A 20,782-nucleotide genomic window follows, 5' to 3' on the forward strand; every position below is an offset into this window, starting at 1 on the left:
GGAAATTAGCGTGTCATTTCTAACATTGGATCATGTATCACACCACTACTTTTCTAAAGACGGCTATACTAAAGCACTTCATGACATATCATTTTCCTTAAAGGAAGGTGAGTTTGTTTCCTTGCTTGGACCGAGTGGTTGTGGAAAATCAACCATACTATCCATTATAGCTGGCATTATGAAACAAACACAAGGTAAAGTCCTACTTGAAAATAAAGATATTCAAGAATCAGAACTTGCTATTGGATACATGTTGCAACAAGATTATCTCTTCCCGTGGAAAAATATTATTGACAACGTGTTGCTCGGTCCTAAAATCCATAATAAACCAACAGTTGAATTAAAGGAAACCGCTATTCAACTTTTACAAGAAGTTGGCTTAAAAGGAGTTCAAGATCAATACCCAACTTCATTATCCGGTGGTATGAGACAACGTGTAGCACTTGTTAGAACGCTTATCTATGACCCTAAAATCCTCCTTCTAGATGAGCCATTTTCGGCGTTAGATTACCAAACCAAGCTTAAATTAGAGGATTTAGTTGGCAAACTTCTAAAAAATTATCATAAAACAGCTATTCTTGTTACTCACGATATCGGTGAAGCAATAGCAATGAGTGACCGAATTTTAGTAATGAATGCGAACCCAGGAAGTATTGCTAAAGTATTTGAAGTCCCAATTGAAATTCGTCAAAATCCCCCACTCGACGCTAGAAAACATCCTAAATATCAGCCACTTTTTGATAAAATATGGGAGGAGCTTGACAGTAGAGAAGGTGATAAGAAATGAAAAGCGATCAACAATTATTCGATAGCTATCTGAAGGAAAGAAAAAAGGAAAAGAAAATTGTGTTGATATGGCAATTTTTCATTCTCATCATGTTCTTTGCATTATGGGAAATTGCAAGTCGTTTGTATTGGATTGATCCATTACTATTTAGCTCACCAAGTCGGATTTTCACCTCATTAATAGGTAGATTTGCAAATGGATCAATGTTTTCCCATTTATCAGTAACGTTATTTGAGACTATATTAGGTTTCATCATTGGTACTCTTGGCGGAATTTTACTGGCAACATTACTATGGTCTTTTACACGCTTTTCTAAAATTATGGATCCTTATATAGTGGTACTAAACGCAATGCCTAAAGTTGCGCTGGGGCCAATCATTATCGTAGCGCTTGGACCAGGATATTTATCCATCATAGCAATGGGGTTCCTTGTATCCGTAATTATAACCACCATAAACATCTTCTCGGCTTACAATGAAGTAGATCCAAATTATTCCAAAGTATTAAAAAGCTTCGGTGCAACGAGATGGCAATGTTTTAAAGAAGCTGTATTTCCAGCCACCATGCCAACTATGATCTCAACGCTAAAAGTTAATGTAGGATTATCATGGGTCGGAGTAATTGTTGGTGAATATTTAGTTTCGAAGCAAGGACTCGGTTATTTAATCATTTATGGATTCCAAGTATTTGACTTCACCCTTGTAATGTCTAGCCTTGTGCTTATCGCTATTCTTGCAGCAATCATGTACAAAGTAGTGGAAGGAATAGAAAGATGGTTAATAAAACATGCCCACTGAACAAAAGCGGAAGCGCCCGTTTAGCGACGTACGGACTGGACTGAACCGCAGGAGATAAAGGAAACACGACGAGCGGAGTGAGTCGATGTTGACTTATCGTACGGAGGTGAAGGAAGTCTCGCTAGTCGCTGGGCGCTGGAGCTGGATGTTGTCTTCCCTATGACAAGATTTAATAAGCTAAATTTTTCCTATCTTTTAAAAAATACTAACCATCGGTGCAAGGTTTACCTTCTCCACCCTGATGGTTAGTCGCACGTATCGGATCTTTACGGGCAGGTGATCTCCCACCTACCTTCTTTGTTTCCCAAGAGGCTCGGGGTGGGAGTCTTGCTGCCCGTTTAGGTGAGTTAAAAATGATTCTGAATCCATTTTAAGCTAGAATCCAGCACAGAATCTTTCATAATGAAACTATACTCTTTATTCTTTCTAACATCTGAAGGAATTTCATTTAAAAGTACAGGTCCTTCTGTTTCAAAATAATGATTTTGTTCAACTAGGTTTTCTATAGTAGCAAAATACACATTCTTTATCACGTAATCACTTTTACCATCCACATAATATTGACCGACATAACTTATATGTTTCACAATTCCGCCTGTTTCTTCTTTAATTTCACGAATAGCAGCTTCTTGTGCATTTTCTCCTTTTTCAACCTTGCCACCTGGGAACTCTAGCCCTCTTTCTTTATGTCTAGTTAAAAGCCATTGGTCATTATAACGACATATAATCCAAACGTGCTTGGGATTTTTAGAAAATGGATGGTCTTCATAGGAAAAGGTAACTTCATTATTATAAAAATCTCTAAATGTTTTCAAAAACTTCAACTGCCTTTTTTCATAACCTACTAACGATGTGTAATACTACTAATTTTCCAATCCCCATTATAAGTGAATTCTATTTCAATCGTGTAATCCCCATACAAATCCACCTGATTTTTCTGAGTTAGTATTACCTTTGTTTCATTTATTTGATCGATTTTATATTCATTTTTAGCAACAAACCAAGGTGGGGTTTCTGTAGGTACTATATAAAGCCCATCCCCTTTTTCCTTGTAGTAAAAATCAACATACGGCATTGCAACTTCTTTTGTTGTGATTCCTTCAAATTCTTTTAACAATTCCTCTTTAGTATGAAAGTCAATTACTCTTCCATTTATATCTGTTGGTTGTACTAATATATCCATAAACTCATTCGTTAAAAAAACTATATCTTCATGTGTTAATTGTTTATTCTCCATTTTATCTCCTGTTTCCATATACTCAGAAGACAGAGTAAATTGCCGACCTTCAGCTGAAACAGGTAAAAGGTTTTCGTTCGTAATACTCAGAAGAAGCACAATTATCCCCGTGATTAAAACACCTATAAATATAGCTATTTTCTTCATATTGTATCCCCCTTAGCATTATTATTTTTACTATTCCTTTTTATCTAAGGGGTTAAACACAAATGAAGATGCAGGAATCATAAAGAAGACTTCCATAAGTGGGGGGTTCCTTCATCTCCCACTGATGTTAGTCACGCTTATCGTATCTTTACGGGTATTGTTCTTCCCACCTATCTTCTTTATTCTCCAGAAGCTTGGGGCGGGAGACTTACTGCCAATTTAGGTGGGATAAATTAACAGATAAGTCTGTTATTAAACAATAACATATTTTCTCTGTCTTTTACATATCATTTTCATTTAAAATTCCCATACTTTCAATATGCTCACGTGTTTTTTTATTTCCTAATTCATAAAGCATTTGATACACCTCTAGCATATTGGAGTCGTATTTGTCGTTTGAATCATCATGATGATATTCTACAAACGGTAAATGTGCACGAAAAAATGTAACTACTCCAGCATCATGCATATTTTCGAATTTTCTACGTAGATTACTTAACTCTGTTTCCGTAGCACTTATCTCTAAATAACCATTTCGATCATGTGGACGATGTGAAATCTCACCCTCCACCAAGCTTACATAATATTTGTTTTTTTCCATCAGGAACACCTCCTAATACTAATTTGGCTTCCTGTTAGGAAAGTATTCTAAAAGATTGGTTGTTCTCAAAGTAAAGGCCAATTTTTATTATCTCCGCAATTCAAGTAGCTTACTTCTTACTAGTTTATTCGAAGCATTCCTCGGTAATTCTTCTACAAAGTGAATTTCTTTCGGAATTTTATATTTCGCTAATCTTTGTCGCAAAAATGAGAAAACCTCAGATGCCGTTACATCTTTTATCTTTACGACAAAAGCAATTGGAACCTGCCCCCATGTTTCGTCTGCTAAACCTGTTACCCCCACTTCCTTAATTTGTTCCATTCCAGACAATACACTTTCAATCTCGGAAGGATAGATGTTTTCTCCCCCAGAAATGATAAGATCTTTCCTACGATCCACTACATATAAAAATCCATCATCATCTAAATATCCCATATCACCTGTCCTAAGCCAACCATTATGAAAGGATTTTTTATTTGCTTCTTCATTTCTATAATAACCTTTTGTTACCATCGGACCTTTGACGATAATCTCTCCTATAGAGTCTTCATTGCCTCCATCAATTCGAAGCTGCGCTGGAAAAAGGGCTTTTCCCGCTGATCCTAATTTTTTTAAAGCGTCTTGCGGACTTAATGTAACGATTTGTGATGAAGTTTCCGTCATTCCATAGGATTGAAAAACAGGAATTCCCTTTTCTTTCGCTTTTTCTAATAATGGCTTTGGTGCTGGACCACCACCAAGCAACATGCATCGTAATGTATTAGGATAGCGATTGTTCCCTAATTCATTTAATAATTTTTGTACCATAACCGTAACGACAGAAACAATTGTAATACCCTTGGACATGATAGCATCATGAACTTTTTTCACGTCAAATTTCTCTAATACGTAAATAGGCATGCCATAAATTAGGCTTTTTATAGAGGTGGATAGACCACTTACATGAAAAATCGGTAAAGGAATAAGCCACTTATCATCTTTATTCAAGCCTAGATTCAGAGCAGAGCCAATCGCACTCCACCAATGATTACCGTACGTATGGAGTACCCCCTTTGGAAAACCTGTAGTACCAGAGGTATAAATAACTGTAAAAACATCTTCCAAATTAAGCTCCGTTTTTAAAGGTATATTGTATTTTTCTTGCAATACATTTATTTCCGAAAAACTCTTCACCATCGAAACCTGAATTTGGCTTGCACTCATTTTGTACTTATCCGAGGTTAAAACGATAGAAACATTTGCGTCTTTTAATTGAAACTCTAATTCCGGTCGTGAAAGTCTCACATTTAAAAGTACTCCAACCGCTCCTAAATAACTTAACGCATGAATAGCAACAATCATTTCTATGCTATTGCCGGATAAAATTCCGACATGCGTCCCTTCATGTACATTTAGTGCAGCCAATTTCCTAGCAAAACATTGACTAGCTTCTTTTAATTGTTTAAACGTATAAGTTTCCCCGTTCTCTAATTCAATTGCGGTTTGGTTTGGGTTAATGTCAGCTTGTTTCGTCAGCCAATGTGGAATTGTTTCCGACATGATTATGCTCCTTTCTATTAATTAACGATACAAAGGAAAAACCCTCGCTATTACAAGCAAAGGGTTCATCATAGTAATTTTTTTCAATGAATCAAGGAAAACGCGGGAACTTTTTAAAGTTCGGTTTTCTTTTCTCTTTGAAGGCATCTCTACCTTCTTTTGCTTCATCTGTTGTGTAATAAAGCAATGTTGCATCTCCGCCAAGCTGTTGTAAACCAGCTAATCCATCTGTATCTGCATTGAATGATGCTTTTAGGAAACGAATTGCAGTAGGTGATTTTTCTAGAATTTCTTCACACCACTGTAATGTTTCTTCTTCCAATTGTTCAAGTGGTACTACTTTATTTACCATTCCCATTTCGTATGCTTCATCCGCATTATATTGACGACATAAGTACCAAATCTCTCTTGCACGTTTATGACCAATATGACGGGCTAAATAGCCTGCACCATATCCCGCATCAAAGCTACCCACTTTTGGTCCTGTTTGTCCAAAAATGGCATTGTCCGCTGCGATTGTTAAATCACAAACAACGTGAAGGACATGTCCACCACCAATGGCATAACCAGATACCATTGCAATAACTGGTTTTGGAATCGTACGGATTAATCTTTGCAAATCAAGTACGTTTAATCGTGGAACTTGGTCGCTCCCAACATATCCACCATGTCCTCTTACGGTTTGATCTCCACCAGAACAAAATGCTTTATCCCCTTCTCCAGCTAGAATAATTACACCAATTTCAGAATCATCTCTAGCATCCGTAAACGCATCAATCATTTCATTTACCGTAAGCGGTGTAAATGCGTTACGTTTTTCGGGGCGATTAATCGTAACTTTTGCAACTCCATTATATTTTTCATAAATAATTTCTGAATACTCTTTTGACTTCTTCCATTCAGCAGCCATTTTACTCCTCCTTCATCATCTACTATTATGTACCTCTTTTACAAATTCCGTTACTAGTTTATCAAAAATTTGAGGATTTTCCACGTGAACTGCATGTCCTGCATTTTCGCATACTTTAAGCTTACATGAAAAAAATAATTTTTGCATCTTTTTATTAATGCGAACAAATTTCTCATCTTTTCCACCGGTTAATAAGAAAACTGGTAGTTGAATACTCGAAAGATGATTCCACCATGATGGTTGCTTTCCAGTGCCCATGTATCGAAGTGACGACGCTAAACCAAATGCATCCTGATTAAGGCGTTCTTTTCGTATTGCTTTTCTAACCGATTGAGGAAGACTTTTTTGGGTAGCAAAAAGAGGGATATCCTCCCAAAAATCCACAAAAGACTCTATTCCCACTTTTTCTAACTTTTCAGCTAAACGCCCGTCCTTTTCCATTCGATTTGTCCGTTCTTCATTACTTAATAAACCCGGGGACGCACTTTCTAATATTAATGATTGTAATCGCCGAGGATATAGGCACGCATAGGATAACGCTGTTCTACCCCCCATGGAATAACCTAAAAGATGAAAGGAATCTAGCTCTAAAGTTTCAAATATAGTATCTAGGTCTTTACAGCAGTCTTCCATTAAGCGTGGATTTTTCAGTTTCGTTTTTCCATGACCTGGTAAATCTATTGTAATTACTTTTAGCCCTTCCACAGAATGGCAGAAATGATTCCAAGTTTCAGTACTTCCGGTAAACCCATGTAATAACACAACAGGAATCCCTTGACCGTGGATCTCATACCAATAATGACCGTCCTCTAATGAAATGTACACTTCATCATCCCCAACGTTCTATAATTTCTTTCTCAATAACTTTCCAAATTTTTTGATGCCAAACAACATTTTCCGCTCGATCTGTCTTAATTTCAATAACATGTAAGCCTTTTTGATTATGGCTAGTTTGCAATAGTTCTTTTAATTCATCATTTGTATTTGCTATTGCATATTTACCACCATACATAAAAGCGGCATATCTGAAATCTATATCAAGTGGAGTGCCAAATATAGCTTCAAAATGTTTATTATTACTATTGGACTGTGGTAAAAAGGAAAAAATACCTCCACCATTGTTATTGATTAAAAGTATCGTAACATTTAATTGAAAGAACTTAGCGGCTAATAGACCGTTCATGTCATGGTAGAAAGATAGGTCACCAGCAATAATAGTAACGGGCTTTTTCGAAGTTGCGGCACCCATTCCACTTGAAATAAGTCCATCGATACCATTAGCTCCTCTATTCGCCAAGACAGTTATATTTTTTTCTGTATTCAGCATAAAACTGTCAACATCGCGGATAGGCATACTATTCGCAACATAAACATAGCTATCATTTGGAGTAACTTCGAATAGACTACGTACCGCCTCTCCTTCAGTCATTTTTTCTTCCTGACTAGATAGGATATGTTTTTTAGCAATATGGTTCATATTTTTCCATTTTCTTAACCATGATGGATCCATTTTAAAATCAGTTACTTGAAATAGTCTTTCACATAGCTGCGAAGAATTAGCAAAAATAAATTGCGTTCTATTTCCTGTAAATTCCCTGTAACCGGCATGATTTTCCACGACAAACTGTACTGCATCTTTATTTTCCTTCATAAAAAATAAAAAGGGTTTCGATACTGGCATAGCCCCAAAACGAATAATGAAGTCAGGCTTTAGTAAGTCTCGGATAGTTTTATTTTTTAGTATGGCATCGTATCCTTCTATAATATTATCTAGAGGATGATGACCTGAACGAACTTGTGATAATGGATCTGCTAAAACCGGTACTCCCCACTTTAGTGCCAAATTAGCTACTGACTCAGCTAAACGAGGTTCCATTTGTGGACCACATACAATTAAACCTCGTTTTAAATTCTTTAACTGGGTTACAATCGATTTTAAATCACGGGAGCTAAGTTGTTTCTCCCCATCATATACTAATTGATCAATCTGTTTCCAATGTGGTAAACCAATAGGCTCCCATAGTTTATCAATCGCAAAATCTGGTGTTAATGGTTCACGAAACGGAAAATTCAAATGAATAACACCAGGATTCCCCTCATTTGCCGTATAAACTGCACGACTGGCTTTATTACGGACGTATTCTAACATTTCTGGTGTCGCCTCAGGTAACGCCATTTCGTGAAACCATTTCACATAATCACCGTACATTTTAATTTGCTCAATCGCTTGTGGTGCTCCAGTGTCCCGCAGCTCATGCGGACGATCAGCTGTTAATACGATAAGTGGCACCCTGCTATAATATGCTTCTATAATTGCAGGAAAGTAATTTGCTGTGGCTGTTCCAGAAGTACAAACTAGTACAACTGGCTTACTTTGTTCTTTCGCCATTCCCAACGCAAAAAATGCTGCAGAACGTTCATCGACTAAAACCCATTCTTTAATGTCTGGATGTTCCGTGAATGTTAATGCTAGAGGTGTTGACCTTGACCCAGGTGAAATAACTACGTCCGTCACTCCACTTTGTACAATTCCGTCTACAAAATTAGCAGTATATCTCGTTAGTATTTCAATGCGCTCCATTATTTACTTAACCTCCTAAAACAGATAACATCGGCAAAAATTTGATGTTGGTTTCTTCATATTCTTCATCAGGATTGGAGTCTTTTACAACACCACAACCTGCAAATAATGAAGCTTCTGTATCTTTAATTAAAGCTGAACGAATAGCTACAGCAAATTCTCCATTCTGATTACTATCTAGCCATCCAATTGGCGCCCCATACCACCCGCGATCTAAACGTTCATATTCTCTTATAAACTGAAGAGAAGCTTCCTTTGGTGTACCGCCTAGAGCAGGTGTTGGATGAAGTTTCTCAATGATATCAAATAAACTATACTCCTTTTTTAGTGTTGCAGTTACAGGTGTATATAAATGTTGTAAGTTTGTTAAAGGATAAATGATTGGTTCATTAGGCACATCAAGATGTGTACAACAATCTTTTATTGCATTTTTTATCATTTTCACAACAAAATCATGTTCTTCTCGATTCTTTTGATCATGTAATAAACCTTCACTAATTGCTTGATCTTCTTCTTTCGTCTTCCCTCTTGGCGCGGTCCCTGCCAAACATGTAGAAAGTAAATGATCCTTCTCTAATTTGACAAGTCTTTCCGGTGTAGCACCGAGAAAACAATCTTCATCCTTTTCAATAGCAAAAATATAACTGCTTGGATGGGTATCTAATAATTTCTGTAAAATAGATCCTATATTTGCATTTTCATTAAACCGTAAATACATTTCACGAGCTAAAACAATTTTTTCTATATCTGAATGGTTAATTTTTTCTTTAGCTTTCCGAACGGTTTCTTTCCATTCCGTCGGTTCTATTTCTTTTTTTTCTGTAATTGTTAACATTTGCTTTTCTATGCTTGCCTTTTGAAAAAGTGAGTTTTCCAAATCCCTCCATTCATTGGCAAGTTGACGGGGATGATCATTTTTCCTTACTAAAATATTTACCGTGAGATAACACTCTCTATTGTGTTTTGTCATTAAAAATTCGGGAACTGTAAAATGGCTAGGTTTAAAATTTTCCCATAGCGGTGTGGTTGGCTTTTTGGGATCAAAAGACAATCCACCTAATGCAACAATCCCTGTCCCGGGCTGTTCATAAGGATTATAGATTGTCGCTTTCTCCAACAACTGATTCCACGCCTTTTTTGTTTCTTCAAAGCGCGACTCCTCTGCTATAATTTCGTACGCCTGACCAATCCCGACTAAATAAAAATCTTCCTCCGAGCTCATCCAAAACGTACGGTTCTTTTTTATATATTTCGCTGCTTCAAAAAATGAAAGAGCATTATTATATTTTATCTTTTTAGTCATGCTAACAAGTTGATAGTCATCATCACTATTTATGCCTTCAATCGCTTTTTCAAGAATGGTTTCAACTTGTTCTTCTTTTAATTCAATCATTTTACGTAAACCTCCGATATGGCAAAAACGTCCATATATATTTTATGCCCTTTTGCTATCTTTCTCAAGAAAAGCCCTTTTCTTTCATTTAGGAAACTGATGAAAAGATGATTTTGAGAACTTTCTTAGAATAGGATAAAACATTGACACCCTATACTGATTCACCTAAAATTAGAATGATGTTCTAAGAAATACTTCTTTATCTAACAAATTATCATATTGAATGACGTCAGGGGGAAGACTTGAATGCAGTCGACTAATAATAATATAAAGCATGCCTTAAATGAAAAAGACGGCTTCCATGTATGGTGGCGAATGACTCGTCCACATACGTTAACCGCTTCTTTTGTTCCTGTATTCGTAGGAACGATGCTTGCTTACGTTGATGGTAAGATAGATTGGCTATTATTTTTTGCTATGCTCGTAGCTTCCATACTTATACAAACGGCCACAAACCTTTTTAATGAGTACTACGACTTTAAAAGAGGCTTAGACACAACTGAATCTGTTGGAATTAGCGGTTCCATCGTACGTGATGGAATTAAGCCAAAAACAATAAAAAACCTCGCCATTATCCTTTATATTTTAGCTATGTTTATTGGGGCCTATATTTGTTATGTATCTAGTTGGTGGATCATGGTAATTGGACTTGCATGTATGGCAATTGGATATTTATATACTGGTGGTCCTCTTCCAATTTCGTCTACACCTTTTGGTGAGCTAGCATCCGGTCTAATGATGGGATCCGTTATTATTGGTATAAGCTACTTTATTCAAACGGATGTATTAACAGGACGAGTCGTATTTATATCACTTCCCGTCATGATTCTTATTGGAAGTATCAATATGGCAAATAATATTCGCGATAGAGATGGAGATAAGAAAGGCGGACGAAAGACAATACCAGTTCTTTTAGGTAGGGAAAAATCCATAACGGTTATGGCATTTTTATTTTTTATTGCTTACCTTCTAACTGCTGTTTATATTATTTTTAATATATTACCATTATGGTCTATCATAACATTTGCAAGCATACCTATAGCGATTAAAGTAATTAAAAATTTCCGTGGTAAAACAGAACCTCTAGAAATGATGCCAGCAATGAAGGAAACTGGAAAAACGAATACGATATATGGATTACTTTTAGGTATATCATTACTAATAAGTCATTTTATTTAAGGGGATAGAGATGGAAGATTTATTAAATGATACATTGATCGAAAATCTAGGGATTGAAATCGTTTCTTTAGATAAAAATGAAATAATTATGACTATGCCAGTAGATAAACGAACTCGTCAACCATATGGTTTTTTACACGGTGGCGCATCTGTCGCACTCGCTGAAACTGTTGCAAGTATGGGAGCAGCAATGAATGTCGATCTCAATGAATGTAATGTCTTCGGTATTGAGATTAACGCCAATCATATTAAAAGTAAAAGAGAGGGAATAGTTACCGCAAAAGGAAAACCTATCCACAGTGGTAAAACAACCGCCGTTTGGGAAGTACGCCTAACGGACGAAGAAGATGCTTTAATATGTATATCAAGATGTACAATAGGAATTGTTTCAAAGAAAAAATAGATGAAGGACGGAGAAGCAGTTTACTTGCTGCTTCTTTTTTATTTACATAAAAAGCTAACCCCTAGAGGCTAGCTGTGAATTTTATTTATATAAATTTTGCTTGTTGTTGTTCTACCCAGTTCTTCATCTTGATAAATAAAGGAACGAATAAGATTCCCACTATAATTCCTTTAATTGCATTAAATGGAAGTACCCCTATTAAAACAGAGGACCAAATTACTTCTGGTGTCATTTCCCAACCCATAAACCAACCATACGCTGGTAAAACAATAAAGTAATTTAGAACACTCATTCCAATTGTCATAATGATTGTTCCTGTTACTAGTCCGGAAACAACACTTTTCACACCTTTTTTAAATCGATGATAAAAAATGGATACCGGTAAAACAAACATAAGACCTGCTAAAAAGTTTGCCGCAACTCCAATTGGATCACCTGCACCTGAAACTGCAAGATACAATAAGTTCTTCACTGCTACGACGATAACACCAGCGACTGGAGAAAAAATTAGGCCCGCCATTAAAGCCGGAACTTCGCTAAAATCTATTTTTAAGTAAGGTGGTAGAAATGGCAAAGGAAAGTTTAAGAAAAATAATACTAATGAAATTGTCCCTAATAATGCCAAAATAATTAATTTAACTAAACTTAATGATTGCTTAGTTGATTTTCCCATTTGTTATCCTCCTTCAATATGATCGATTTCTATCTTGTCGTGAAGGAGAAGCCTAAATCTGATAAAAATGCTATATTTACACATAAAAACCCTAAAGGCCTAATTGGGGCGCTTTAGGGTTTAATATACAAAAGTATAGCAAAATTATGGTACAAAAAAAGTACCTAATCAGGCTCGACATCTTCTCTCATCCAGACTTTAACTGTCGGTCCTGGGTTTCCACCAGGTCAACCACAATCTAAATAAACTGTGGGTCGCGGACTTATAGCGAACAGCTATTTACCGCCGGTCGGGAATTACACCCTGCCCCGAAGATTGAAATCGATTATTAAATTATTTATGTATAGTATACATCTTATTTTTTAATTTGAAAAGAGTTATTTACTAATCTTCCAAAGGATTAAGACTCTCTTTTCCTGTCATATTTTCAATCATCGTTACTAATAACTCCATTTCCTGTTCCATATCGATAAAACTAGCTGTTTCAACAGGCGAATGCATATAACGTAACGGTAATGATACTAATGCAATCGGAACTCCCTTACCGGTAAATCTCATTTTATCAGCATCCGTCCCAGTCATTCTTGGCGTTAACTCGTATTGAACATTTATATCCAGTTTTTTAGCGGCGTTTTCTAATAATTTGTTCATTTTAATGTTAATCGGCGCACCTTTAGCTAAAACAGGACCTTTCTCTAATCTTACATCTCCATATTTATTTTTATTTACCCCAGGGTAATCGGTTGCGAATGTCACATCACAGGCAATGGCCATTGTAGGATTAATTCCTGAAGCAGCAAAATACGCACCACCCATATTCGTTTCTTCATTTACCGTACTTGCCGCATAAACACCGACATTTATATCCTTTTCTGATAATCGTTTTAATACTTCTGCAACGATAAATAACCCAGTCCGATTATCTAATCCCCTACCTGTAATATAACGATCCTTTAAAATTTCGGGATTCACTTTATATACACATAAATCACCAATTTGTACTTCCTTTTCCGCTTCCTCTTTTGATTGATAACCACAATCTATAAATAAATCGCCCAAATCAAAATCACTTTTTAAACCGCCATGATGTTGGGCATTAACTCCAATTACTCCAGTGATTGTTTTTTCATAACCTAAAACAGTTACCTGCATTCCTACTGCTGCTTTCGGATTAATACCACCCATTTTATCAAAGTATAAAAATCCCCCATCATCAATTCGATTAACAACAAGTGCTATTTCATCACAATGCCCTGCTAGCAATATTTTAAATTCAGCATTTGGATTTAAAACACCAACTGCATTTCCTGCATTATCTGTTATGACTTCATCCGCAAATTCTTTTACATAGTTAATCCATTTCTTTTGAATTTCCATCTCCATACTAGAAGGTGATGGTGTTGTTAATAGCTCCAATAGAAATTCTTTATTACAATTCATCCAAGCATTCCTCCTAATGACAACCTTTTAATAGATTTATCATAGCAAAAATAAAAGTATAGAGCACTTAAGTTTACCCATTCTGATTTAATAGGTAAAATAAAGAAAAAAATGGAGGGGATGACATGGATTTAAATCAATGGTTTGAAAAGGCAATGTCACCGGAAGAGTACATAAAGGGTATGGAAAAAAACAAAGAAGGTTTTCTTGATATTTATGAAAGCTTTCAAGCACCTGAGGATACAGCGTTTTATGAAAAAATAAAAGAAAAAAGTCTCCGTGCTATCGTACTTACAGAGGATTGGTGTGGCGACGCAATGCTTAACATCCCGATTCTATTAAGATTATCTAAAAAAGCAAATATTGATGTTCGTATGCTTCTTCGAGACTCTAATTTAGACTTAATGGATCAGTATTTAACAAATGGTAAGTCAAGATCAATTCCTATATTTATTTTTATTGATAAAGATGGAAACGAATTCGCTAAATGGGGACCACGTGCGGATGTAGTTCAACAATTTGTGGATGAGAAGAGAGCTAGTTTACCATCAAAAGATGCGGAAGATTTTGAAGAAAAATCAAAAGAACTGTATAAATCTATGCATCAAGCATTCCAAGAAAAAACAGAGTTCCGCCCTGAAGTTTACCAAAGCATCAAAAATGCATTAAATAAATAATAGAAGAAAAAATGGTATTGATTAATCAATGCCATTTTTTCTTCTATTTTGCATGTATTATAATGCGGACATTTCGTCCATACTATTAAGAGTTGAGCGCTGAAGCTAGAAAGAAAAACCTTAATAGGTGATTCGTATGACTATCAAATTTATAAAATATCTTTATTTACGTCTTCCCTTACTGATTAAATTGCTTTTACTTGTTATCATTGTCATGTTATTTTACGGAATCCTTATCCATTTTATTGAACCTAAGCAGTTTCCGACTATTTTCGATGGGATCTGGTGGGCATTTGTTACAGCAGCAACCGTTGGATATGGAGACTATACTCCCCTAACTACAGAAGGTCGAATAGTAGGTATATTATTAATGTTAACCGGCGGAAGTTTTATTGCTCTTTATGTGTCAGCCGTTTCTTCTCGTGCCGTTAGAAAAGAACAAGACCTTATAAGGGGGAAACTAAAATTCAAAGGACAAAATCATCTTATCTTTATTGGATGGAATGAAAGAACTAGACAACTTATTGAAATTGTTACAGATATTTTTCCCAATTTGGAAATTGTTCTAATTGACCATTCGGAAAAAAAGATATCGTATCAAAATTATCCCGTCCATTTTATAAATGGAGATGCAACCGAAGATTATGTGTTACACATGGCTAATATCAAGCATGCATCAAGGGTATTAATTTCAGCAAATGACTTAAAAAGTGAAAGACATTCGGATAACTGGACCATCCTAGCAACACTAGCTATTAGAGGTAATAACAAAGATGTCCCTATCGTCGCGGAAATTTTATCAAAAGTACAAATTGAGAATGCATTAAGAGCTGGAGCTACAACCATTATTCGTTCCAATAACTTTATGAGTATCCTATTTTTTCATGAATTGTCACATAAAAAAACAGCTACTCCATTTGAAGACATTACTAACCTCTTAAAACAAAAGCAATTTTCTCATTCCAAATGTCCAGTGGAATTAACAGAACTGTCTTTTCTCGACGTATCGCAAAAACTATTAAAAAGAGGACATCTGCTTCTTGGAATTATACGAAATAATCAATATCAAATTCATCCCTCCCAAGATTTTATTATAAAAAAAGAAGATATCTTATTATCTATAACAGATTGGTAAACTTCTTTGCTTGATAAACTAATGTGTGATAAAATTATTTATTGTCTAATAGAGGTTGTTCAAAAAGTCCGGTGAAAAAGACGCTTCAGTTTTAGGGATCTTCGACTAGGTTCTGTCACGTCCTGTGACGAACGTGGAAGTCACCCACATCCTGTGGTAACTCGTTGATTTGCTTTTCCGTTCTTCACGTGAAATGCTCCGTTCTTTTCATCCTCCTTTTTGTACACGTACTAATAAGAATTGAAAAAATAGGAGATGTTCGGCATGACAAATAAATTTGAGGCTGGTCAAGTATTAGAAGGTAAAGTTACAGGGATTCAACCATATGGTGCCTTTGTTGCATTAGATGATGAAACTCAAGGTTTGGTTCATATCTCTGAAATCACTCACGGTTTTGTTAAAGATATTAATGATCATTTATCCGTTGGCGATGAAGTAAAAGTTAAAGTTTTGAACGTAAATGAAGAAAATAACAAAGTATCACTTTCCATCAGAGCAACTGAGGAAGCACCAAAAAAAGAAACTACTAAACCCCAAAAGATGCAAAAACCAAAACAACAACAAGAAGAAGCAACATCAGGATTTAATACGCTTAAAGATAAACTACAAGAGTGGATTGAACAATCAGAGGAACGTGAAGGAACATTTAAAAACTAGCTAGGGATGGGCATGAACAGGCGAACTGGACATGCCCTTTTCATATACAGCCCTTTTGAAAAGTCTATTACTTCTAAAAGTTTCAATCTTGATGTAAAATATTTAATTAGTTAAAGTATAATCATATCTTTATTTATTAGGAGGAATTACAGCATGACACATGTATCTTTTAAATATGATAAAGCTTTGTCATTCTTTAATCAAAGCGAAATAGACAACCTTAGTGACTTTGTCAAAACTGCTCATCATATGTTACATAATAAAACTGGAGCTGGAAAAGACTTTTTAGGATGGGTTGACCTTCCAGAAAATTATGATAAAGAAGAATATGCACGCATTCAAAAAGCTGCAGAAAAAATTAGAAATGATTCCGATGTTCTTTTGGTTATAGGTATTGGCGGCTCTTATCTAGGCGCTCGTGCAGCTATAGAAATGTTGAATCACTCATTCCAAAATATTCTTTCTAAAGAAGAAAGAAAAGCACCACAAATTATTTTTGTTGGTAATCATTTAAGCTCCACTTATATGAGTGAATTATTTGATGTATTAAAAAATAAAGATTTCTCCATTAACGTTATTTCAAAATCAGGTACTACAACTGAACCTGCTGTTGCTTTCCGTATATTTAAAAAGTATTTGGAAGAAAAATATGGTGTAGAAGAAGCAAAAGGTCGTATTTTTGCAACTACTGACAAAGCAAGAGGTGCCTTAAAGACTTCTGCAGATGCAGCTGGATATGAAACATTTGTGATCCCTGATGATGTCGGTGGTCGTTATTCTGTACTGACCGCAGTTGGGTTACTCCCTATCGCCGTAAGTGGTGTTAACACGGATGAAATGATGCAGGGTGCGAGAGACGCAATGAATGATTTTTCAGATCCGTCTCTAGAAAATAATGCGGCATATCAATATGCTGCTGTCCGTAATATCCTTTACAATAAAGGAAAGGTTACAGAGTTATTAATCAACTACGAACCTAACCTACAATACTTCTCTGAATGGTGGAAACAATTATTTGGAGAAAGTGAAGGAAAGGACCAAAAAGGTATTTATCCTTCTTCAGCAAACTTTACGACAGACCTACACTCTTTAGGTCAATATATTCAAGAAGGTCGTCGTAACATTTTTGAAACGGTTCTTCATGTTAATAAATCTAAAATTGACTTAACGTTAGAAGCTGAAGAAAATGATTTAGACGGATTGAACTACTTAGCTGGTAAAACCATTCAAGAAATCAACGACAAAGCATTCCAAGGTACCATGCTTGCTCATACAGATGGAGGCGTACCTAATTTAATTTTAGAAATCCCAGAGATAAATGCTTATACGTTCGGTTATCTTGTGTACTTCTTTGAAAAAGCTTGTGGTATGAGTGGATATCTATTAGGTGTTAACCCATTCGACCAGCCAGGTGTGGAAGCATATAAGAAAAACATGTTTGCCTTACTTGGTAAACCTGGTTTTGAAAGTCAAAAAGAAGAATTAGAAAAACGCTTATAGAAGACTCCATCAGTAGGGGGTTCCTTCATTCCCCACTGATGGTTAGTCACACTTATCGGACCTTTATGGGCAGTTGATCTCCCAGCTGATTTCTTTGTTTCTCCAAAAGCTTGGGGTAGGAGTCTTACTGCCCGTTTTAGGTGGGATAAGTTTAAAGCACCTCCAATAGGGGTGCTTTTTGCTTTTTTATATTTTATCGTTATATAATAATCCATCATCAGTATCTGTGTCTATTACTTTTAAACGATCCTTGTCTTTTATGTAAATACTTTTATAAGAAACATGACCATTTTCATCTTCAAAGAGTACAATACGTTTATGATTATTATCTTCAACAACCCTTAGCGAATAATTATTAGTAGGTATTACTTCTTCCCAAATTGCCATTTCTTCATAATTCACTTCATCACTTTCCACTTCCGTTTTCTCATTATTTATTTCATTATTTTCCATTTCAGTGTTCTCGTTATTTACTTCATTATTTTCCATTCCAGTTTCGGCTTCTTCTTTATTCGCTTCCGTATCCTTCTGAGTGGTAATAGTTTCATCTTTTACATCTGTATTCGGCTGTTCTGCGTCTTGAGAACTCGCATTACCACAGGCACTTAAAACTCCCAAAATCATTAGAAATACTATTATTTTTTTCATACATTTCCTTCTCCTTTATTCTTTATTTCCATTTTTATAATAAATGTCTGAATGAAAATTGTACTAAGAAAACGATTAGAATTCAATGAGAAAGAATGATAAAAAATTTATTTTACTTTTTTAAAAAAAGAAGTTTATATTTTTTATACCGGGGAATAACTAATATTGTAAGACTTTCTCGTATTCCCCCTGTATGCAAGGCGTTACAACGCTTTGCTTTTTTTTTGCCATTTTTCCTTTATATTTCTGCTAATTTGATATAATAACAATAATGAAGATAGGAGGTTAATCATAGTGAGTATTTTTGATAGAGTACATAATCGTTTAAACACACGTTCAATGAAGTGGGACTTAAGAGAGTTTATCTTTCAAAATGAAGATATTCTGCCTATGTGGGTAGCTGATATGGATTTTCAGGCTCCACGTGAAGTAAATGAAGCACTTATTAAACGTGCAGAACATGGAATCTATGGATATACAGTTGTAGATAATGCCGTGAAAGATTCTATCGTAAATTGGGTAAAAACTCGACATGATTGGGAAATAAATCGTGAATGGCTTTCTTTCAGTAAAGGCGTTGTTACAAGCTTACATATGGCTATTAGGGCATTTACGGAGCCTCAAGATAAGATTTTAATACAAACACCCGTTTATACACCGTTCTACAATGTTATACAAGCCCATGATCGAGAAATTGTTAAAAACCCATTAATAGAAGAAAATAATTATTATACAATTAACTTTAATGACTTTGAAGAAAAGTTAAAATCTGGAGTAAAAGCTTTTATACTTTGTTCCCCTCACAATCCTGTAGGAAGAGTTTGGAAGAAAGCGGAATTAGAGGAAATGGCTAGACTATGTTTGAAATATAATGTGCTTATCATTTCTGATGAAATTCATGCCGATCTTGTGTTTTCTGGAAAGAAACACATTCCTATTGCTTCTTTGTCTGAAGAGATTGCAAATCATACGATAACTTGTATGGCTCCTTCCAAAACATTTAATTTAGCAGGACTAGAGGCATCTTACGTTATTACTACAAATAAGGAAAAACGTAAAAAATTAATAGAAGAATTTCAAAAACAAGGTCATGGCAACGGATTAAATACGATGGCAAATACTGCTTTAGAAGCGGCATATAATTATGGATCGCCATGGCTAAATGAACTTCTCACCGTCTTAGAAGGTCATAGAGATTATGTTACGAAAGAACTTGAACATAACACAGACTTACGCGTTACGCCTTCTGAAGGGACCTATCTACTCTGGATTGATTGTAGCTCACTAGGTCTTGATGCGAAAGAATTAAAGGAATTTATGATTCATAAGGCTAGGGTTGGGCTGAACGCAGGTGTTGATTATGGCGAAGAAGGTAAACAATATATGCGTATGAATTTAGCTTGTCCCCGTGCTACTATTGCAGAAGGGACAAAACGAATTATCGAAGCAATAAAAAATAGATAATAAAATAATAACCACGTCAGCAAAGGGACGTGGTTATTTTGTTCATCCTTCTTCTTCTTGCTCTTCATTTGTCTCGGTTGGATCTGTAGGAGTTTCCGTATTTTTCTTAGGTTCCGCTTTAATTGTCCCACACATAATTCGAGCCCCGGAATTCCCTGCAGGCTGGCTAACTCCATCATCTTGTGATTCATGTATAACTAGTGAAGTACCGTCCCCTTTGAGAATGGAATTTTTCCCTTCTCTTAGTGTAGCTCCACTCAACATTAGTTCCGCATCTACTAACCCGTCACTATCCGCCTCTATATTTGGTAAATCACCCAAATGGGCCCCTTCTGGATGCATTAAGCCATGTTCATTCCCTTCAGGATTGAGGTGACTTCCAGCGCTTTTAAAATCAGGACCCTTGCATTGGGGATACTCATGAACATGAATACCGTGAAATCCCGGTGTCAGTCCTTCTAGTTTTAATTTCACTTGAACCCCATCCGGCATTTCATTTAATGTCGCTGTTCCAACCATATCACCTTCAGCATTATACATATCAACTGTTCTTGTGGACTCAGTTTCCCCATTACCGCACGATGCCAAGACCAAAGTAAAAAAGATTATGAATAATAAACGCATGTAGCTTTCCCCTTTTTAGTGCATTTTGCGTTATTATTCACTTCTTGTAGTAAAATATACAAACGTTAAATCAACTTAGACCCATTTGCATCAAACAAAAAAGAAGCAACTTATGTAATGCTCCTTTTGATGTTACTTTTCGTTATTATTCTTAGCAACCTGTTGCAACTGTTCACTATATTTTTTATTGAATTCCTTTTCATCCTTCTTCGACTTCTTATAAAAGATATACATTGCAACACATGCTAATGTCATAAAAATGATTAACGAGATGACAGCTGGAATATATTCAGTCTTATCTTCTGGAAAATATAAAAATGGCATTAATATATATAAATTCATTCTATCGCCTTCCTTCCAATGTTCATTATAGCAAAATAAGCTTATTTA

The 20,782-nt window shown here is 35.6% G+C and carries 22 protein-coding genes and 1 riboswitch; of the genes, 9 read left to right on the forward strand and 13 right to left on the reverse strand.

Features of this window, described 5'->3' with window-relative positions:
• Nucleotides 1–10: 10 nt before the first annotated feature.
• Nucleotides 11–787, forward strand: coding sequence for an ABC transporter ATP-binding protein (locus tag ACFQ18_RS00055; protein ID WP_047184587.1), 777 nt, complete (start codon nt 11–13; stop codon nt 785–787).
• Complete coding sequence (locus ACFQ18_RS00060; protein ID WP_047184588.1) at nt 784–1,584, forward strand: ABC transporter permease; 801 nt, start codon at nt 784–786, stop codon at nt 1,582–1,584. The genes ACFQ18_RS00055 and ACFQ18_RS00060 overlap by 4 nt, the downstream gene beginning before the upstream one ends.
• Before the next feature lie 347 nt (nt 1,585–1,931).
• Here ACFQ18_RS00060 and ytkD read toward each other — a convergent pair whose 3' ends face one another.
• The 8 genes from ytkD to ACFQ18_RS00100 all read right to left on the reverse strand — a co-directional run bounded on the left by ytkD (nt 1,932) and on the right by ACFQ18_RS00100 (nt 9,992).
• Nucleotides 1,932–2,399 (reverse strand): RNA deprotection pyrophosphohydrolase, encoded by a 468-nt coding sequence (ytkD, locus tag ACFQ18_RS00065; RefSeq protein ID WP_047184589.1) that lies wholly within the window; start codon nt 2,397–2,399, stop codon nt 1,932–1,934.
• Between the two features lie 29 nt (nt 2,400–2,428).
• A complete protein-coding gene (locus ACFQ18_RS00070; RefSeq protein WP_047184590.1) occupies nt 2,429–2,968 on the reverse strand; it encodes a hypothetical protein in 540 nt (179 codons plus the stop codon).
• A gap of 280 nt (nt 2,969–3,248) precedes the next feature.
• On the reverse strand, nt 3,249–3,569 hold the full coding sequence (locus ACFQ18_RS00075) for a hypothetical protein (RefSeq protein ID WP_047184591.1): 321 nt from the start codon (nt 3,567–3,569) through the stop codon (nt 3,249–3,251).
• 87 nt (nt 3,570–3,656) lie between these two features.
• Nucleotides 3,657–5,108 (reverse strand): o-succinylbenzoate--CoA ligase, encoded by a 1,452-nt coding sequence (locus ACFQ18_RS00080; protein WP_047184592.1) that lies wholly within the window; start codon nt 5,106–5,108, stop codon nt 3,657–3,659.
• Between the two features lie 91 nt (nt 5,109–5,199).
• Nucleotides 5,200–6,018, reverse strand: coding sequence for a 1,4-dihydroxy-2-naphthoyl-CoA synthase (gene menB / locus ACFQ18_RS00085; protein ID WP_047184593.1), 819 nt, complete (start codon nt 6,016–6,018; stop codon nt 5,200–5,202).
• A gap of 15 nt (nt 6,019–6,033) precedes the next feature.
• Nucleotides 6,034–6,843 carry a 2-succinyl-6-hydroxy-2,4-cyclohexadiene-1-carboxylate synthase gene (menH, locus tag ACFQ18_RS00090; RefSeq protein WP_047184594.1) on the reverse strand — a complete coding sequence of 270 codons (810 nt, stop codon included), beginning with the start codon at nt 6,841–6,843 and terminating at the stop codon, nt 6,034–6,036.
• A 4-nt stretch (nt 6,844–6,847) separates the two neighbouring features.
• Complete coding sequence (gene menD, locus ACFQ18_RS00095; RefSeq protein ID WP_060668739.1) at nt 6,848–8,599, reverse strand: 2-succinyl-5-enolpyruvyl-6-hydroxy-3-cyclohexene-1-carboxylic-acid synthase; 1,752 nt, start codon at nt 8,597–8,599, stop codon at nt 6,848–6,850.
• 7 nt (nt 8,600–8,606) lie between these two features.
• Entirely contained in the window at nt 8,607–9,992 is a 1,386-nt protein-coding gene (locus tag ACFQ18_RS00100; protein ID WP_060668740.1) for an isochorismate synthase, read from the reverse strand.
• A gap of 246 nt (nt 9,993–10,238) precedes the next feature.
• Between ACFQ18_RS00100 and ACFQ18_RS00105 the strand changes: the two genes are divergently transcribed.
• Nucleotides 10,239–11,171 carry a 1,4-dihydroxy-2-naphthoate polyprenyltransferase gene (locus ACFQ18_RS00105; protein WP_047184597.1) on the forward strand — a complete coding sequence of 311 codons (933 nt, stop codon included), beginning with the start codon at nt 10,239–10,241 and terminating at the stop codon, nt 11,169–11,171.
• A 10-nt stretch (nt 11,172–11,181) separates the two neighbouring features.
• Entirely contained in the window at nt 11,182–11,574 is a 393-nt protein-coding gene (locus tag ACFQ18_RS00110; protein ID WP_047184598.1) for a hotdog fold thioesterase, read from the forward strand.
• An 85-nt stretch (nt 11,575–11,659) separates the two neighbouring features.
• On the opposite strand, the gene ACFQ18_RS00115 is transcribed toward ACFQ18_RS00110, so the two are convergent.
• Together ACFQ18_RS00115 and ACFQ18_RS00120 are read right to left on the reverse strand one after the other, a co-directional pair.
• Nucleotides 11,660–12,247, reverse strand: a complete 588-nt coding sequence (locus tag ACFQ18_RS00115) for an ECF transporter S component (RefSeq protein ID WP_047184599.1) — start codon at nt 12,245–12,247, stop codon at nt 11,660–11,662.
• Between the two features lie 175 nt (nt 12,248–12,422).
• Nucleotides 12,423–12,567: riboswitch (FMN riboswitch) on the reverse strand.
• Between the two features lie 64 nt (nt 12,568–12,631).
• Complete coding sequence (locus ACFQ18_RS00120) at nt 12,632–13,687, reverse strand: M20/M25/M40 family metallo-hydrolase (RefSeq protein ID WP_047184600.1); 1,056 nt, start codon at nt 13,685–13,687, stop codon at nt 12,632–12,634.
• A gap of 125 nt (nt 13,688–13,812) precedes the next feature.
• Here ACFQ18_RS00120 and ACFQ18_RS00125 point away from each other — a divergent pair, with 125 nt between their 5' ends.
• The 4 genes from ACFQ18_RS00125 (at nt 13,813) to ACFQ18_RS00140 (ending at nt 17,656) form a co-directional block, all read left to right on the forward strand.
• On the forward strand, nt 13,813–14,364 hold the full coding sequence (locus tag ACFQ18_RS00125; protein WP_047184601.1) for a thioredoxin family protein: 552 nt from the start codon (nt 13,813–13,815) through the stop codon (nt 14,362–14,364).
• Between the two features lie 136 nt (nt 14,365–14,500).
• Nucleotides 14,501–15,499, forward strand: a complete 999-nt coding sequence (locus tag ACFQ18_RS00130) for a potassium channel family protein (protein ID WP_047184602.1) — start codon at nt 14,501–14,503, stop codon at nt 15,497–15,499.
• 264 nt (nt 15,500–15,763) lie between these two features.
• Nucleotides 15,764–16,156: a S1 domain-containing post-transcriptional regulator GSP13 gene (gene yugI, locus ACFQ18_RS00135; protein ID WP_060669355.1), complete on the forward strand. Its 393-nt coding sequence runs from the start codon at nt 15,764–15,766 to the stop codon at nt 16,154–16,156.
• 153 nt (nt 16,157–16,309) lie between these two features.
• On the forward strand, nt 16,310–17,656 hold the full coding sequence (locus tag ACFQ18_RS00140) for a glucose-6-phosphate isomerase (RefSeq protein ID WP_047184604.1): 1,347 nt from the start codon (nt 16,310–16,312) through the stop codon (nt 17,654–17,656).
• A 186-nt stretch (nt 17,657–17,842) separates the two neighbouring features.
• On the opposite strand, the gene ACFQ18_RS00145 is transcribed toward ACFQ18_RS00140, so the two are convergent.
• On the reverse strand, nt 17,843–18,304 hold the full coding sequence (locus ACFQ18_RS00145) for a hypothetical protein (protein WP_204797599.1): 462 nt from the start codon (nt 18,302–18,304) through the stop codon (nt 17,843–17,845).
• Between the two features lie 294 nt (nt 18,305–18,598).
• Between ACFQ18_RS00145 and ACFQ18_RS00150 the strand changes: the two genes are divergently transcribed.
• Entirely contained in the window at nt 18,599–19,768 is a 1,170-nt protein-coding gene (locus ACFQ18_RS00150) for a MalY/PatB family protein (RefSeq protein ID WP_047184606.1), read from the forward strand.
• Between the two features lie 42 nt (nt 19,769–19,810).
• On the opposite strand, the gene ACFQ18_RS00155 is transcribed toward ACFQ18_RS00150, so the two are convergent.
• Both ACFQ18_RS00155 and ACFQ18_RS00160 read right to left on the reverse strand, forming a co-directional pair.
• Complete coding sequence (locus tag ACFQ18_RS00155) at nt 19,811–20,392, reverse strand: superoxide dismutase family protein (RefSeq protein ID WP_047184607.1); 582 nt, start codon at nt 20,390–20,392, stop codon at nt 19,811–19,813.
• A gap of 132 nt (nt 20,393–20,524) precedes the next feature.
• Nucleotides 20,525–20,734 carry a hypothetical protein gene (locus tag ACFQ18_RS00160; protein ID WP_047184608.1) on the reverse strand — a complete coding sequence of 70 codons (210 nt, stop codon included), beginning with the start codon at nt 20,732–20,734 and terminating at the stop codon, nt 20,525–20,527.
• Nucleotides 20,735–20,782 lie beyond the last annotated feature (48 nt).

It is taken from the genome of Oceanobacillus caeni (assembly GCF_042678465.1).
Taxonomy (GTDB): domain Bacteria; phylum Bacillota; class Bacilli; order Bacillales; family Amphibacillaceae; genus Oceanobacillus; species Oceanobacillus caeni.

Bases quoted from the DNA above. Each gene is read 5' to 3' on its own strand.
- ACFQ18_RS00155 (WP_047184607.1), bottom strand. From the start codon at position 20,392: ATGCGTTTATTATTCATAATCTTTTTTACTTTGGTCTTGGCATCGTGC.
- ACFQ18_RS00125 (WP_047184601.1), top strand. From the start codon at position 13,813: ATGGATTTAAATCAATGGTTTGAAAAGGCAATGTCACCGGAAGAGTAC.
- ACFQ18_RS00060 (WP_047184588.1), top strand. From the start codon at position 784: ATGAAAAGCGATCAACAATTATTCGATAGCTATCTGAAGGAAAGAAAA.
- ACFQ18_RS00110 (WP_047184598.1), top strand. From the start codon at position 11,182: ATGGAAGATTTATTAAATGATACATTGATCGAAAATCTAGGGATTGAA.
- menD (WP_060668739.1), bottom strand. From the start codon at position 8,599: ATGGAGCGCATTGAAATACTAACGAGATATACTGCTAATTTTGTAGAC.
- ACFQ18_RS00160 (WP_047184608.1), bottom strand. From the start codon at position 20,734: ATGAATTTATATATATTAATGCCATTTTTATATTTTCCAGAAGATAAG.
- menB (WP_047184593.1), bottom strand. From the start codon at position 6,018: ATGGCTGCTGAATGGAAGAAGTCAAAAGAGTATTCAGAAATTATTTAT.
- ACFQ18_RS00140 (WP_047184604.1), top strand. From the start codon at position 16,310: ATGACACATGTATCTTTTAAATATGATAAAGCTTTGTCATTCTTTAAT.
- ACFQ18_RS00070 (WP_047184590.1), bottom strand. From the start codon at position 2,968: ATGAAGAAAATAGCTATATTTATAGGTGTTTTAATCACGGGGATAATT.
- ACFQ18_RS00120 (WP_047184600.1), bottom strand. From the start codon at position 13,687: ATGAATTGTAATAAAGAATTTCTATTGGAGCTATTAACAACACCATCA.
- ACFQ18_RS00115 (WP_047184599.1), bottom strand. From the start codon at position 12,247: ATGGGAAAATCAACTAAGCAATCATTAAGTTTAGTTAAATTAATTATT.
- ACFQ18_RS00100 (WP_060668740.1), bottom strand. From the start codon at position 9,992: ATGATTGAATTAAAAGAAGAACAAGTTGAAACCATTCTTGAAAAAGCG.
- ACFQ18_RS00105 (WP_047184597.1), top strand. From the start codon at position 10,239: ATGCAGTCGACTAATAATAATATAAAGCATGCCTTAAATGAAAAAGAC.
- ACFQ18_RS00080 (WP_047184592.1), bottom strand. From the start codon at position 5,108: ATGTCGGAAACAATTCCACATTGGCTGACGAAACAAGCTGACATTAAC.
- yugI (WP_060669355.1), top strand. From the start codon at position 15,764: ATGACAAATAAATTTGAGGCTGGTCAAGTATTAGAAGGTAAAGTTACA.
- ACFQ18_RS00075 (WP_047184591.1), bottom strand. From the start codon at position 3,569: ATGGAAAAAAACAAATATTATGTAAGCTTGGTGGAGGGTGAGATTTCA.
- ACFQ18_RS00145 (WP_204797599.1), bottom strand. From the start codon at position 18,304: ATGAAAAAAATAATAGTATTTCTAATGATTTTGGGAGTTTTAAGTGCC.
- ACFQ18_RS00130 (WP_047184602.1), top strand. From the start codon at position 14,501: ATGACTATCAAATTTATAAAATATCTTTATTTACGTCTTCCCTTACTG.